Raw genomic sequence first — 15,174 nt, 5'->3', positions numbered from 1 at the left:
GCGGCCCCCACCACCCAGGCGATCTCCGCGACGAGCCAGGGACCGTCCGGCCCTGCCGGACCGATCGTCGCCTGCACCGTCCCCACCAACCGCCCCTGCCCCACGCCCTCTTCGCCCTCCCGGAGCCGGATCACCCAGTTGCACCAGGAGACGGCCGGATCGGCGGGCCCGGCGGCCATGCGCGCATAGCGTGAGCGCAACGCGTCGGCGGTCGCCGGCTCGCCGCCGATGAAGGTGTGCAACGCGGGGTCGGACAGCACCTCCGCCATCTCCCGCGCGTGCTCCACCCGTTGCGGCACCAGCACCAGCCGCTCCGTACCGATGACTTCCGCCTCGACGCGGCTCACCCCGGCGCCGCCCACTCCACGTTCTCCATGTGACTCATAGTGACATCGACCACTGACAATCGGTCGCGCACCGGTCGGACCCGGGTCAGAGCCACCGTGCCGCGTCGGTGCCCCACATCGACGGCGGACCGGCCCAATCACCGGGCCCGCCCTCGTACTCGACCGGCGACCGGACATACCGCAGTTGGCCGTACGGCGAGGGTGTGCCGGCCATCCACGGCCCGGGGTCGTTCGGCTCCGCACCCTCACTGGTGGGCTCCGGCCGGATGTCGTGCGTCAGCCACGACGCGGTGCCCGCGAGTGAGAGCCGCAGATGCCGGCCCGCCCCGTCGCGCTGACGCTCGGTGAGCGCGCGCAGGATCGCCGCGGCGAGGAGATAGCCGGTGCTGTGGTCGAGTGCCTGCGCGGGCAGTACCCCGGGCATCCGCCGCCCGGACCGCCGCGCCACCAGCTCGGCGGCGGCCAGGGAGCAGACCCCCACGCTCGCCCGCGCCAACTGCCGTACGGGCAGCCGTGACGGCAGCACGCCCGGCGCGGGTACGTACGTCACCAGCCCCGCCGATTCCGGGGCGCCCCCGAGGGCGCTCCAGGCGTGCGCGGTCGCCGCGTCGATGTGCTGTGCCACGGACGACGCTCCTTCCGGTCCTGTCAGTGGCGGATGCCAGAATTTCCATCATGTCTCTCACCGACCTGACTTTCGACCGCTGGCGCGCCCTGGACCGGGACGCCGCGCGGCACCACGCGCGAGAAGCGGCGCGGCGGGTGGACGGCCGGCTGGTCGAGTTCGACGGCGCGCCGCACCTCGGCGGTGTGCTGCACCGCGCGGTGATCGAGCGCGGGGGACAGCGGTTCGCCCTGATACCCGGCGGCGAGGTGACGGTGGGATTCGACCTGGACGCCTGGCGGCCCCTGCCGGAGCAGCTCGACTCGTACCGGACGGAGAGCCTGGCCGGCGGATTCGGCTTCGACGACGACCTCGTCGGCCATCTCGCGCGGTGTCTCAGCCCGAGGCGTACGGCCACGGTGCCCACCGTGCTGATGGCGGTGGAGCCGCTGGAGCTTGCCGAGGACGCCGAGTCCGGCGCGGAGTTCCTGACGGGGCCGGGCCTGCGGCTGCCCGGTCCCGACGAGTGGGAACACGCCTGCGGGGCGGGCGCGGAGACGTTGTTCCGCTGGGGCTCCGCCTGCCCGCTGGACCTCTCCCCGTACGGCGGCCAGGACGATTCGGCCGGTCTTCGGCACCGGCCGAACGCCTTCGGTCTGCGCATGGCCCGTGACGTCTACGAGGCGGAAGCGACGTCCGATCCGGGGTCGGTCTACGGCGGAGACGGTGGCGAGGCGGTCTGCGGTGGCTACGGCGCCTTTCTGGCATGGCTGCCCCTGGCGACCGCCAACCGCAATCCCGGCATGGCCGAATTCCTCAACGGCCCCGAGGGCGAGGACTTGAGCGACGAGTTCGGCGTCCGTCCCGTCCTCGACCTCAGCTGAACGGCGCGCACCTCCCGTCCCGCTTGAAGATCCGATCAATCGCGGTGGCCGATTCGCGTTGCCCGCACCCCTGTTGAGGGCTGTAGGGGCCAGGGGAGAGGGCAAGGGGGACATTTTGTCATGGAGGAAAACTAATCTTCGGATAGTTCAGCGCCGACCCTTGACCCCCCTATACCTCCGATGTTCACTACGCCTGACGATGCCGCCGCCTCGTCGTAAATCACCGCTTCGCTCAGCCAGCGCCTCCGGGCGCCCCGAGAGAGGACCGGATCGTGCGTCTTGTGTCCCGCGCCCTGATCGCGCTCGTCCTGGCGGCCATGTCGCTCGTCGCCGTACCGCAGGCTCCACCCGCCCAGGCGGTCCCCGCCCAGTCCGCCGCCCGGGCCGCAGCCCCGGCCACCAACCGGGCCGCCGCCGCGCCCCTGACCAAGGTCCTGGTCTTCTCCAAGACCGCCGGGTTCCGGCACTCGTCGATCCCGGCGGGCATCGCCGCCGTCCAGCGGCTCGGCGCCGCCAACGGGTTCACCGTCACCGCCACGGAGGACGCCGGCGCGTTCACGACCGCCAACCTGGCGCAGTACCAGGCGGTGATCTGGCTCTCCACCACCGGCGACGTACTGAACGCCACGCAGCAGACCGCCTTCGAGTCCTACGTCGCGAGCGGCGGCGGTTACGTCGGCGTGCACGCCGCGTCCGACACCGAGTACGACTGGCCCTGGTACGGCGGCCTGGTCGGGGCGTACTTCGCCTCCCACCCCGCCACCCAGCAGGCCACCGTCAAGGTCGAGGACCGCGCGTCCGCCTCCACCTCGCATCTGCCGCAGCGCTGGACCCGCACCGACGAGTGGTACAACTACCGCGCCAATCCGCGCTCGGCGGTGAAGGTGCTCGCGAGCCTGGACGAGTCGTCGTACACCGGCGGCACCATGGGCGATCATCCGATCACCTGGTGCCAGGACTACCGGGGCGGCCGCTCCTGGTACACCGGCCTCGGCCACACCGAGGAGTCGTACGCGGACCCGGCCTTCACCACCATGCTCCTCGGCGGCATCCGGACGGCGGCGCGCGCCCGGGCCGCCGACTGCCGCCCGGAGACCGGCTACACGCCGCTGTTCGACGGCAGCAGGGCCAGCCTCGACAGGTGGCGGCAGGCCGGTGCCGGAAGTTTCAGCCTCGCCGACGGCACACTCTCCTCGGTCGGCGGCATGGGCCTGCTCTGGTATCCGGTGACGCCGTTCGCCAACTACTCGCTCAAGGCCGACTGGATGATGCCGGGCGACGACAACGGCGGCGTCTTCATCGGCTTCCCCGATCCGCAGGGCGACCCGTGGAAGCCGGTCGACCTCGGCCACGAGATCCAGATCGACGCCTCCGACGGCGACCCGACCCGTACCACCGGGAGCGTCTACAGCTTCAAGGCCCCCGACACGGCGGCCCGCACCGCCGCGCTCAACCCGCCCGGGACCTGGAACAGTTACGAGATCGCGGTGCACGGCCGGCACGTCGAGATCCACCTCAACGGTGTGAAGATCAACGACTACACCAGCACCCGTGACATCGCCCTCGGCCACATCGGGCTCCAGAACGACGGCGCCGGCCTGGACATCAACTACCGCGATGTCCGCATCAAGCAGGACGGCGCGCAGTCCACCGATCTCGCTCGGGGCAGGCCCGTCACGGTCACCAGCGTCGAGCCGGGCAGCACGCACGTGGGCGCCAACGCGGTCGACGGCGACCCCGCCACCCGCTGGGGCAGCGCGTACTCCGACCCGCAGTCGATCACCGTCGACCTCGGCGGCGTCCGCACGCTCCAGCAGGTCCGGCTCAACTGGGAGACCGCCCACGCCACGGCGTACACGGTCCAGACGTCGACGGACAACACCAACTGGCGCACCGTCAGCACCGTCACGGCGGGCAACGGGGGTCTCGACGAGATCGCCGTGAGCGGCACCGGACGGTACGTACGGGTCCAGGGCACCGCGCGCGCCACGCAGTACGGCTACTCCCTCTGGGACCTGAACGTGTTCGGCACCAGTCAGTAACCAGCAGTCGGTAACCAGCAGTCAGTAACACGCAGTCAGTAACACGCAGTAAGTCACCGCTCCCACCCCTCGATCGACCGCCCGGACGACCTGGTGCGCGACAGCCTGTCGCGCACCGGGCCTTCGGGGCGCCCCCACACCCGCGATCGGCCCCTGGAGGTTCCGTGTTGTCGCGCGCTGTCGCCTACCTGACCGCCCTGTTAACCCTGTCCGCCCTGCTGCTCGCGCCCGGTGCCGTGGCGGCCGACCCGGAGGCCGGCCGGAGACCCGCGGCCCAGCCGACCCCGAAGAAAGCCGCCGCACCGCCGCCCACCAGCGGCTTCGAGAAGGTCAAGCTCGACGGCGGTCTGGGCATGGGGGAGCCGATCGAGCTCGCCGTACTGCCCGACGGCAAGGTCCTCTACATCAACCGCGGCACCAGCGCCGCCGGTGGCCAGGTCCGCCTCTACAACCCGGCCACCAAGTCCACGACGGTCGCGCTGACCCTCCCGCTGGACGCCCGTTTCGAGGACGGGCTGATCGGCATCACCCTGCACCCGAAGTTCGCCACGACCGGCTGGGTGATGCTCTTCTACTCGCCCAAGAGCACCCCGCTGGTGAACCGGATATCCCGCTTCACCTTCAGCCAGAGCGCCAACACGATCGCCCCGTCCAGCGAGGACATGATCATCGAGTGGCCGACCGAGCGTGAGATGTGCTGCCACTCGGCCGGTTCCATGTCCTGGGACACGGCGGGCAACCTCTACTTCGCGGTGGGCGACAACACCAACTCCGGCGGCGACGCGCAGGGCATGGCCCCGATCGACGAACGCCCCTCCCGGCACGCGCAGTTCGACGCCCAGCGCACCTCGGGCAACGCGAACGATCTGCGCGGCAAGATCAACCGTATCCACCCGGAGGACAACGGGACGTACACCGTCCCGGACGGCAACCTCTTCGCCAAGGGCACCGCGGGCACCCGCTCCGAGGTCTACGTGATGGGCGTGCGCAACCCGTACCGCGTCTGGGTCGACAGAAAGGCGAACAACACCCTGTACTGGGGCGAGGTCGGCCCCGACGCCGGAGCCACCATCCCCGCGCGCGGCCCGGCGGCGTACGACGAGTTCAACCGCGCCACCGGCCCCGGCAACTACGGCTGGCCGTACTGCGGCGGCAACAACGTGGCCTACAACGACTGGGACTTCGCGGCCAACCAGCCGCGCGGCTGGTTCCCCTGCGGCGGTGGCACCGGTCCGGTCAACAACTCCCCCCGCAACACCGGCATCCAGCAACTGCCGCCCACCAAGCCGTCGTTGGTGTGGGAGCAGCACGGCGGCAGCAAGGAGTGGCCGCAGCTCGACAACCCGGGCGGCTGCGGTTCGCCCAACCACACCGAGGTCTACCACTACGACGCGAATCTCAACTCCGACGTCAAGTGGCCGCAGTACTACGACAACAAGCTGCTGATCTCCGAGTACTGCCGCAACTGGATCAAGGAAGTGCAGTTCAGCAACGGCAACGCCGCCACCGGTACGCCCACCGCGATCGAGCCGGTCCTGGACGGCATGAAGCTCGTCCACCCGATCGACATGGAGTTCGGCCCGGACGGCTCGCTGTACCTCCTCGAATACGGCAGCGGCTACTTCTCGGGCGCCGAGGACGCCGGACTCTACAAGATCAACTATGTGCAGGGCGGCCGGTCGCCGCTGGCCAAGGCGTCGGTGAACAAGGACAACGGACTCGCGCCGCTGGCCGTGACGTTCTCCAGCGCCGGCAGCAGCGACCCGGACGGCAACCCGCTCAGCTACGCGTGGGACTTCACCGACAACGGCAGCACCGACTCCACCGCCGCCAACCCCTCCTTCACCTATCCGTCCAACGGCAGCTTCCAGGCGAGACTCACGGTCAGCGACGGCACCGGACGCACCGGCACCGCGACCGTCCCCGTCGTCGTCGGCAACGACCGCCCCACGCTGACGATCTCGCAGCCACCGGCGGGCAGCGTGTTCGAGTGGAACGAGAACGTCACCGTCACGGCGTCGGCGACCGACCCCCAGGACGGCCCGATCGACTGCTCGAAGGTGATCGTACGGATCGCCCTCGGCCACCAGGAGCACGCGCACGAGGTCGCCCAGGGCACCGGATGCTCCACGACCTTCAACACCGGACCGATCCACTCCGGCCTCGACGCCACGCAGTTCTACGTGGTGCGGGCCAGTTACACCGACAAGGGCGCGGCCGGCACCGTACCGCTGACGGGCGAGAGGGAACTCAGCCTGTGGCCCAAGAAGTGGCAGGCCGAGCACTACGCGCAACTGTCGGGACCCCAGATCATCACGGCCGCCGGAGCCGAGGGCGGCAAACGCCTGGGCGACGTGCAGAACAACGAATGGGTCAAGTACCACCCGGTGAGCCTCAAGGGCGTCACCGGCCTCAGGGCGCGGGTCTCCTCCGACAAGGCGGGGAACGTCGCGACCTTCCGGTACGACTCCGTCACCGGCCCGGTGGTGGCGCGGGTGACCGTGCCCAACACCGGCGGCTGGGAGACGTACTCCGAGATCAGCGTGCCCGTCACGGGCGCCGTGGAGCAGCCGCGCGATCTCTTCGTGGTCTTCACCGGCGGCTCCGGCGCCATTCTCGACCTCGACAGCTACACCTTCACCGGGCCCGGCATCAGCCGTCCCGCCACCGTGACCGGCCGTGGGAGTGATGCACAGTGACCACCGCGAGATCAGCCAGAAGACCCGCGACGACGGGTACGCGATCACGAGCGGCACGCCTCCTCGGCGCGCTCCTCGTCCTCGTCTGCACGGTGAGCGGCCTGTCGGGCGCCACGCCGGCCGTGGCCGCACCCACCGACGCCGCCTTCAACTCCGCCACCGGCGCGCTGAACGTGGACTACGCGAAGTACCTGTCCAAGCACGACATCGTCTACAACCGCCCCACCACGGAGCCCAAGCACGGCCTCACGGTCGGCAACGGCCGTACGGGCGCGATGGCCTGGCAGAACAACGGCCTCAACATGCAGGTGTCCGGTGTGGACACCTCGCAGCAGACCGCCTTCGGCGCCGGACTGCTCAACCTGTCCACCACCCCGGCGATGGACAGCGGCTACTCCACCTTCCAGCAGCGCCTCTCCCTCTACGACGGCACCCTCACCACCACGTACGACAACAACCGCACCGTCACGGTGATGGGCCAGCCCAACTCCGAGGTCATGGGCATCCATGTGGAGGACACCCGCTCCGGGGTGTCCGCGATCACGCTGGACCTGAGCCTGTGGGACGTCGCCGGGCTCGGCAACAGCGGTGACGTGCCGAACATCGAGACCTGGCGGACCGTGTCGACGTACGCGGACTCCACCGGCGCCGGACTCAGCCGCGGCCAGTCGGACCCGCAGAACTTCGGCTACACCCTCGGCGCGACCGTGGAGGGCGCCGCGTACACCGCGCGCGTCGTCGACGGCCGCAAGGTGCGGCTGTCGATCACACCGGACTCCAGCTACACCATCTGGTTCACCGCGAGCAGCCGGCTCAACGCGCCGGGCAACAACTCCGTCACCGAGGCGAAGCGCGCGCTCGCGGCCGTCAAGACCACCGGATACACGAACACCAACACCGCCTATCTCAACTGGTGGCACGCGTTCTGGCAGAAGTCGTTCGTCCAGTACTCCAACGGGTCCCGCGAAGCGGACTACATGGAGAACGTCTACTACCTCTCCACCTACATGATCGCGGCGGCCGGATACGGAAACTATCCCGCCCACTTCATCAACGGCGTCTTCCGGGCCACCGGGGACGCCACGAAATGGAGCAACGCGTACTGGTACTGGAATCAACGGGACCTCTACAACTCGTTCCTGGCCTCCAACCACACCGATCTCATGGCCGGGTTCAACAAGCTCTACAGCCGCAATTTCGACGCGCTGAAGGCATACACCCGCACCCGGTACAACGTGGACGGCATCTGGGTGCCGGAGACGATGGGCTGGGACGGCAACGCGCGCGGCACGGTCAACAGCGACTACACCAACAACATCTGGTCGACCGGCACCGAGGCCGCGTACAACATGTACCTCCAGTACACGTACACGAACGACACCGACTACCTGCGGAACACGGCCTATCCGTTCATGCGCGAGGTCGCCAAGTTCTACCAGGCGAAGCTGTCGTTCAACAGCTCGACCGGTAAGTACCACGTGGCGTCGTCGCACTCGCACGAGACGTACTGGAACGTGCCGAACGCGATCACGGACCTGGCCGCCGTACGCACCCTGTTCCCGCTCGCCATCAAGGCGAGCAACCAACTGGGCCTGGACGCCTCCCTGCGTCCGCAGTGGCAGAACATCCTGGACAACCTGATCGCGTATCCGTCCGACACGAACGCGAACACCTATCTGCCGCACACGCCCCCGATCGCGCAGACACGCAACAACGAGAATGTCGCGGCCGAACTCATCTGGCCGTACGACCTCACCGGCATCGGCTATCCCGACCAGCAGAAGGCGATCAACACCTGGAACGTCAGGCCGTTCCCGTACGGAAACGTATGGGCCAACGACGCGATCCAGGCCGCCAGGCTCGGGCTCGGAAATCAGACGCTCCAGGGTCTGAAGACCATGCTGCAGAAATACCAGAACTATCCGAACGGCATGACGAGCAACACCAACGGCGTCTTCGAATATCTCGGCGTGCACCTGGCCGCGACGAACGAGTCGCTGCTCCAGTCGTACAACGACAAGATCCGCGTCTTTCCCGCCGTCCCCACCGATTCCACCTTCGTCGGGAAATTCAGCCTGCTGGCCAAGGGCGGATTCATGGTCAGTTCGGAGCGGGAGGCCGGAGAGGTCAAGTACGTCGGGCTGAAAAGCCAGTTCGGCAACGCCGCCCGGGTCGTCAATCCCTGGGGGACCCAGGAGGTCAGGGTCCGCAGAACCTCCGACAACGCCGTCATCACGACCTCCAGCAGCGCCGAGATCACCTTCAACACCGGTTCGAACCAGGTGTACGTCGTCGAGCGGACCGCCAAGCCGCTCAGCTCCTACACCCAGACCCAGCTCACCGGCACCGCGAACCAGGGCATGAAGTCCCTGGCCGGCACCAGCTCCACACTGGGGTCGAACGCGACCTCCGACCCGATGGTGAACAACACCGCGCTGACGTACGACAACAACTGGCACCTCACCACCAGCCGCGGCTACGGCGACTTCAACGACGACAGTCACCACAGCAACACGGTGGACGCGGTCGCGTCGTACACGTTCACCGGCACCGGGATCCAGTATCTGTCCGAACGCAACGGCGACATGGGGACGGTCGACGTCTATCTGGACAACGTCTTCCAGGCGACGGTCAATCTGAGGGCCGACGGCGCGAGACAGGTCCAGCAAGTCGTGTGGCAGAAACAGGGGCTCACACGCGGTTCGCACACGATCAGGATCGTGAACCGCGGTACGGCGGTCGGGATGGTGGACGCGCTGCGTATCACCCCCTGACGGGCCGCCCATGACTGTGGCCCCGCGCGGAGGGACGCCGCGCGGGGCCACACCCATGACGGATGAGCGTTACGTCACCACGGCGCGGGCGCCGGAGGGGCGACCACCGGCGGGCGGTCGTCGCACGTGATCGTGTTCGGCAGCAGCCAGGGCGCGAGCCACGACTCCGTGCCCCGGCCCCCGTCGTTGCCGCCGAGGTCGGTGAGCGCGAACTCCGAACCGGCGGGCGTGAAGTTGAAGGAGCCGCAGTTGTTGACGCCGACGGCGCCGACACCGCGCGCGTCCACGTTCTCGAAGGACGCGGACCCCTTCACGCGGGCGCTGACCGCCGACGTACCCGTCCCGTCGATCCTGACGTCCTTGAAGCGGACGCTTTCGATCGCGTACAGATCCTTCACCGAGTAATCGCTGACCAGCATGATCGCGTTGTACGTGCTGTCGAGATAGCGGTCGCCGGTCACCCGGATGTCCGCGTCGATGTCCTTGTCGAGCGCGTAGAGCCAGATGGCTCCCAGCCCGATGTTCCAGTTCAGCTCGTACGTCCCGGCGCGCACCGTGGTGTTGTCGGTGAAGCGCAGCGCTCCGGCGAACGCCTCGGCGCCGAAGCGGGACCCCGCGTGCAGCGCGCTGCCCTCCCGGACCGGGTCGGCGACGAGATTGCCCGAGACGGCGTTGTCCGTGCCGCCGTAGATCGCGATGCCGTTGGCCAGCACCGGTGACTGCACGGTGTTGCGCGTGAACGTGTTCCGCGCGTTGGCGGTCTTCTCCGACCACATCGCGAGGCCGTCGTCCCCGGTGTTGCGGACGAAGTTGTCGGACACCACCGAATTCGTCACGCCGGTATGGAAGTTCAGCGCGTCGGCGATCTGGTCCACGATGATGTTGCCGGACACGCGGACATTCGACATCGGCCCGTCGAACCAGAGACCGACCTTGGTGTGCCGGATGTGCAGCCCCTTGACCGTGGAGTCGCTCATCGCGCCGCCGACGCCGTTGACCTGGTCGGTGTCCACCCGTTCCCGGACGTCGCCCTCGATCGCGAAGCCGGACAGATGGACGTCCCGGCTTCCGCCGTCCGCCGCGGCCTTGCCGTAGAAGCCGACGCCGGTGTGGACCGAGCCGTCGGGGGCGGGCCGGTCGAGGGTGACCTGGCGGCCCTTGATGACGGTGTGCCAGTTGCCCGCGCCCTCGATGGTGACGTCGTCCACCAGGATGTGCCGGTTCACCTGGTAGGTGCCGGGCGGGATGTAGACGGTCAGGCGCCCCCGCTTCGCGTGGGCGATGGCCCTGTCGAACGCGTCGGCCGAGTCTCGTCGGCCCGTCGGATCGGCCCCGAACAGCAGCACGTTCGCGGCGACGAGCCGGACGTGCGGCGCGCCGACCAGCTCCGAGTCGAGCAGGTCCACGACCGTCCAGTCGGCCTTGCTGCCGGCCGGGACCGTCAGCCGTACCTTGTCACCGGCGCGGTACGTCCTGCCGAGCTTCAGCCGCTGCTCGTCGTAGAAGTGGCTCGGCCGGAACGGCTTCGTGACGACCGGCGCGGGGGTCGTCGCGGCGGGCACGCACGCGCACTCGGTGATCCACCAGTCGGGGTGCAGCAGGTCGGCGCCGGGGTCGTTCGAGAACGGGTACTGGTTGTAGAGCCACGCGTACTTCGAGGTGAGCGTCATGGTCTGACGGCTCTTGCCGTTGACCGTGACATCGAGGGGCGCGGTGATGCCGCCGCCCCCGGGCGCGTCCGGGACGCTGTAGCGCACGGTGATCGCGTTGGCGGCGCTGGGCAGGGTGAACTCGACGTACTGCTCGGGCGCCAGCTTCACCGCCGTACGGCCGGAGGCCTCGGAGGGCAGTGTGTACGCGGTCCGGTCCGGCCCGATGACCGCGCCGTTCGTCGCGACGTTCTCCGCCTCCTGCTCTGCGAAGCCGACGCGGGCGCCCCGGCCCGAGACGAGCGCGGGGTCGAGGGCGGCGCGGGTGACGACGGGTCCGTTCGCGGGGGTCCTGCCGTCCGGTGGCGCGGCGAGGGCGGTGCCGCCACCGCCCAGCAGGCCGACGGTCAGACCGAGCCCGACTGCGGCGGCGGTCAACGAGGTCCACGACATCTAAAGCTCGATTCTCTTGGGGAGGACGAACGCCGGTGGGGCTGACGCTCGGCGGAGCGGACGCCGTGGGGGTGAGGTGGACATTAGGACCGCCGCGCCTCGCTCCACAAGATGCCTGCGATCTGTTTTCGCGACTCTGCCACTCAACTGCGTCTGGGAGTCGACTTCTTGCGCCACGTGTCAAGATCGTTTACGGGTTCCCGGCATCGGGCGCAGTGAGGCCCGGGGAGCTCCTCGCCCGGGCCTACGACGCCGAAGAACTACTCACCGGGTCGCTGGGAACCGGTCTTCGCCAAGCGCCGACGCAGGCGCGGGAGCGCCGGAAGCCACGGCGCGGCGCCGAGCAGGAACAGCAGCGACAGCAGGGGAACGCGCCACCAGGACGACAGGTGCGCCGGGGGCGGGGACGGGGTCTCCGCGACCCACGGGCGTGCCGTCTTCGACCACGCCACGAACGCGTCGCCGATCGGGATCAGACCGAAGGCGTAACGCTTCGTCCACGGGGTGCTGACCGGCATACCGAGCAACTCCCCGTAGTTGGCGATCCCTTCGGCCAGCGAGGCATCGCCCTGGACCTGCGCCGCGCCGAGCGTGACGACCGTCGCCGACAGGCTCACACCGAGGGGCAGCGGTCCGGAGTCGACGTCGGCCGGGCCGTCCATGCCCTCGGGATACTCCCGTGTCGTGGGCCCGAGGCCGAGCGGGGTCACGACGTAGCGGTCGCGGAAGATCGTGTACTGCTCACGGGCGAAGTCCGGGTCTATGTCGACCAGGAACCGCTGGATGATGCTCTGCGAGGTTCCCCTGGCCACCTCGACGGGATCGCCGGAGTCGGGGGTGACACGGTGCGGCAGCAGTCTCGTACGGGGGTCGAGACGCTGCCGCACCCCGTCGAGCCACCGGTCCACGGTGCCGGTGAACCGGGCGGGCAGCAGCGAGTCGTGCAGCCGCAGCGAGGCCACGGCGACGGTGGAGTCGACGGGCCACGCCTGCCCCGGATAGGCCGTCAGATACGGCGACCCGGAGGCGTCGAACGCCGCGCCGAGAGCGGCGGAGTCCTCCGCGAACCGGCGCGTCTGCGCGGCGTCGCGCCCGTCGGCCGGCTGCAACATCAGCGTGCCGCCGCGGAGCCAGTTGGTCCAGCCCCGGTAGAAGACCCCGTACGACGGGGTCAGTCCGGGGCTGAACGCGGCCCGCCCGGCTTCCGAGTCCAGCCGCCCCAGCGCCCACCGTGCCTCCCGCAGGGCCTCGGCGCGCGCCGCCCCCGCCGGCTCCCGCGCCCCCAACTCGACCCAGCTCAGCCCGTACAGGGCGTGCAGGAAGAAGTACCCCTCCGGGAACTGCTGTTGGGCGTCGTCACCGGCGCCGTCGTCCAGGGACGCGCGTATGAAGTCCAGTTGGGCACGCACCCCGACGGGCTCACCGTGCGCTCCACCGGTGGCGGGCGCCACCAGCCGTACGGCTCCGAGCAGCGCGCACCCACTGACGAGCACGGCGACCACCGAGCGCGCCCATCGCAGTACCTGGCGCGTGGTGGTCGGGGCTCGCTCCGGCATCCGCCGATCCTAGATGGTCCGCGCGCGCCCGCTGTTCGGGGTCGGGGAACGGCTTCCGGCGAGGGTCCCGGGGCGCGAACAGTCGCTGCGGCAGAGCGGCATGACGAACTATCAGGTGCGGCGTCGTACGTCGTCGAGATAGCGCAGCACCGCCGCGACCCGCCGGTCCATCCGGTCGGTGGGCGACAGGTCGAGCTTGGCGAAGATGCTGCGGATGTGCTTGTGGACGGCGCCGTCCGTGACGACGAGCCGCCCGGCGATGGCGGAGTTGCCCAACCCCTCGGCCATCAGGGCGAGTACGTCGCGTTCACGGGGACTGAGCCGTTCCAGACGGCTGTCGTCGCGGCTGCGGGTGAACAACTGCGCGACGACGTCGGGGTCGATGGCGGTCCCGCCGTCCGCCACGCGGCGCAGAGCGTCCAGGAACTCCTCGACACGGCCGACCCGTTCCTTCAGCAGGTACCCGAGGCCGGTGACGCCGCCGGTGAGCAGATCCGTGGCGAAGCTCTGCTCGACGTACGCCGACAGGACGAGCACGGCCAGGCCGGGACGGCGGCGCCGGGCCTCGACCGCCGCGACGATCCCCTCGTCGGTGTGGGTCGGCGGCATCCGTACGTCGAGGATGGCGACGTCCGGCTTGTGCTCGTCGATGGCGTCGAGGATCCCGGCGGCGGTACCGGCGGTGGCCACCACGTCGAGGCCCTCCGCGCGCAGCAGGAGGGCGAGTCCTTCACGCAGCAGCGGGTCGTCCTCGGCTATCACGATCCGCATGGGAGTTCCACCTTGAGGGTTGTGGGGCCGCCGGGAGGACTGGCCACGGTGAGGGTGCCGTCGAGCGCCGCGATACGGCGCCGGATGCCGACCAGGCCGGATCCGCCGTTCTCGTCCGCACCGCCCCGGCCGTTGTCGCTGATGTGCAGGCGCAGCCTGCCGCCACCGCCGCGCACCGTGACGGTGGCCCGCTCGGCACGGCTGTGTTTGGCGACGTTGGTCAGCGCCTCGGCCACCACGAAGTAGGCGGTCGCCTCGATGGACGCGGCACGCCGCTCGGGTGCCTCGACGTCGATCCGGCAGGGCACCGGACAGGACGCGGCCAGCCCGGTGAGCGCGCCTTCGAGCCCGCGGTCGGTCAGTACGGGCGGCAGGATGCCGCGGGCGACCGAGCGCAGCTCGGCCAGGGCCTGCTCGGCGGAACTGTGGGCGCGTTCGAGGAGTTCCTCGGCGCCGGCCGGATCGCGGGCGACCATGCGCCGCGCGGCGCCGAGCAGGACCGTGACGGTGACGAGCCGGTTCTGGGTGCCGTCGTGCAACGAGCGTTCGATGCGCCGAAGTTCGGTGGCGTGGGCGTCCAGGGCGGCGGCCCGGGTGGCGGTGAGTTCCGCGATCCGCAGCGACAGGTCGGCGTCGGGTCCGGCGGACAGCAGCCGGCGGCCCGCCCTCGCCTGGAGCCTCGCCATGCCCGGTGTGAGGCCCATGATGATGGCGGTCCACCCCAGGCCCAGCAGGGCCACGGCGGCGGCGTCCGGCCAGCCGCGCGCGACCCCGAGCCCGATGGAGGCGCTGCTGGCGCCCTCGGGCAGCAGCTGCCAGTAGAGGGGGAAGGTGCTGTCGCGGACCGCGCAGAGCGGCAGCATGACGCCGATCAGGCCCAGCAGCAGCCCGAGCGTCGCGTGCCGGACCAGCCAGTTCAGCTCGCGCCGGGTGGTGGGGTCCGTGAGGGCCGCGCGCAGTCGGGTCGGGGCGGGGCCGGGACCGGCCAGTTCGGGGCCCCACCGGTTGAGCCGGCCGCGTTCACGGTCGGCGACGGCGTGCAGGAGGCGCAGCGCGAGGGGCGCCATGAGGAGGCCGATCCCGACCGGGGCGGCCACGACGGTGCCGGCCAGCCACACCAGGGTGAGGAGCGCCAACAGGGCCGTACCGAACCCGCCCGCGAGCCTTTCCAGCGCGACGAGGGCGGCGCCGCCGGCGCGGACGACGATGTCGCGGATGCCGGTGTCGCGGATGCCGGAGTCGTCGGCGCCGTCCGGGTGGGGTGCGGGTTCTCGCCTACCGGCCTCAACGGCCTCGCCGGGTCTGCCGTGTTGGGTCGACATCAACCTCTCCTTCGGCAGCGACCCTATGCGGCTGACCAGCCGGCAGCCAGCGGGACGGCCGAGGAGTACAGCC

10 protein-coding genes are annotated in these 15,174 nt (G+C 70.0%); 4 read left to right on the top strand and 6 right to left on the bottom strand.

The genetic code is table 11. From position 1 onward, the window contains the following. Together P3L51_RS21930 and P3L51_RS21925 are read right to left on the bottom strand one after the other, a co-directional pair. A partial coding sequence (locus P3L51_RS21930; RefSeq protein WP_354606980.1) for a GNAT family N-acetyltransferase occupies window positions 1-347 on the bottom strand: 347 nt, incomplete at its 3' end. Between the two features lie 85 nt (window positions 348-432). Next, entirely contained in the window at window positions 433-972 is a 540-nt protein-coding gene (locus tag P3L51_RS21925; protein ID WP_354606979.1) for a CoA transferase, read from the bottom strand. A 50-nt stretch (window positions 973-1,022) separates the two neighbouring features. On the opposite strand from P3L51_RS21925, the gene P3L51_RS21920 reads away from it, so the two are divergent. The 4 genes from P3L51_RS21920 to P3L51_RS21905 all read left to right on the top strand — a co-directional run bounded on the left by P3L51_RS21920 (window position 1,023) and on the right by P3L51_RS21905 (window position 9,350). Beyond that, window positions 1,023-1,835, top strand: a complete 813-nt coding sequence (locus P3L51_RS21920) for a hypothetical protein (protein WP_354606978.1) — start codon at window positions 1,023-1,025, stop codon at window positions 1,833-1,835. A 272-nt stretch (window positions 1,836-2,107) separates the two neighbouring features. Continuing rightward, complete coding sequence (locus P3L51_RS21915) at window positions 2,108-3,877, top strand: ThuA domain-containing protein (RefSeq protein WP_435594499.1); 1,770 nt, start codon at window positions 2,108-2,110, stop codon at window positions 3,875-3,877. A 164-nt stretch (window positions 3,878-4,041) separates the two neighbouring features. After that, the gene (locus P3L51_RS21910) at window positions 4,042-6,576 is read left to right on the top strand and encodes a PQQ-dependent sugar dehydrogenase (RefSeq protein WP_354606977.1); all 2,535 of its coding nucleotides are present in this window, start codon (window positions 4,042-4,044) and stop codon (window positions 6,574-6,576) included. Then, window positions 6,573-9,350 (top strand): glycosyl hydrolase family 95 catalytic domain-containing protein, encoded by a 2,778-nt coding sequence (locus P3L51_RS21905; protein ID WP_354606976.1) that lies wholly within the window; start codon window positions 6,573-6,575, stop codon window positions 9,348-9,350. The genes P3L51_RS21910 and P3L51_RS21905 overlap by 4 nt, the downstream gene beginning before the upstream one ends. Before the next feature lie 74 nt (window positions 9,351-9,424). On the opposite strand, the gene P3L51_RS21900 is transcribed toward P3L51_RS21905, so the two are convergent. The 4 genes from P3L51_RS21900 to P3L51_RS21885 all read right to left on the bottom strand — a co-directional run bounded on the left by P3L51_RS21900 (window position 9,425) and on the right by P3L51_RS21885 (window position 15,101). Beyond that, on the bottom strand, window positions 9,425-11,452 hold the full coding sequence (locus P3L51_RS21900) for a glycosyl hydrolase family 28-related protein (protein WP_354606975.1): 2,028 nt from the start codon (window positions 11,450-11,452) through the stop codon (window positions 9,425-9,427). Between the two features lie 260 nt (window positions 11,453-11,712). Then, on the bottom strand, window positions 11,713-13,008 hold the full coding sequence (locus tag P3L51_RS21895; RefSeq protein WP_354606974.1) for a hypothetical protein: 1,296 nt from the start codon (window positions 13,006-13,008) through the stop codon (window positions 11,713-11,715). A gap of 111 nt (window positions 13,009-13,119) precedes the next feature. Next, entirely contained in the window at window positions 13,120-13,779 is a 660-nt protein-coding gene (locus P3L51_RS21890; protein WP_354606973.1) for a response regulator transcription factor, read from the bottom strand. Further along, window positions 13,767-15,101, bottom strand: coding sequence for a sensor histidine kinase (locus tag P3L51_RS21885; RefSeq protein WP_354606972.1), 1,335 nt, complete (start codon window positions 15,099-15,101; stop codon window positions 13,767-13,769). The genes P3L51_RS21890 and P3L51_RS21885 overlap by 13 nt, the downstream gene beginning before the upstream one ends. Window positions 15,102-15,174: the final 73 nt, after the last annotated feature.

Source organism: Streptomyces panacea (assembly GCF_040560175.1).
In the GTDB taxonomy this organism is placed as follows: domain Bacteria; phylum Actinomycetota; class Actinomycetes; order Streptomycetales; family Streptomycetaceae; genus Streptomyces; species Streptomyces panacea.
Note: the sequence above shows the minus strand (reverse complement) of the source record. Positions and strands in the feature narration are given on the sequence as shown.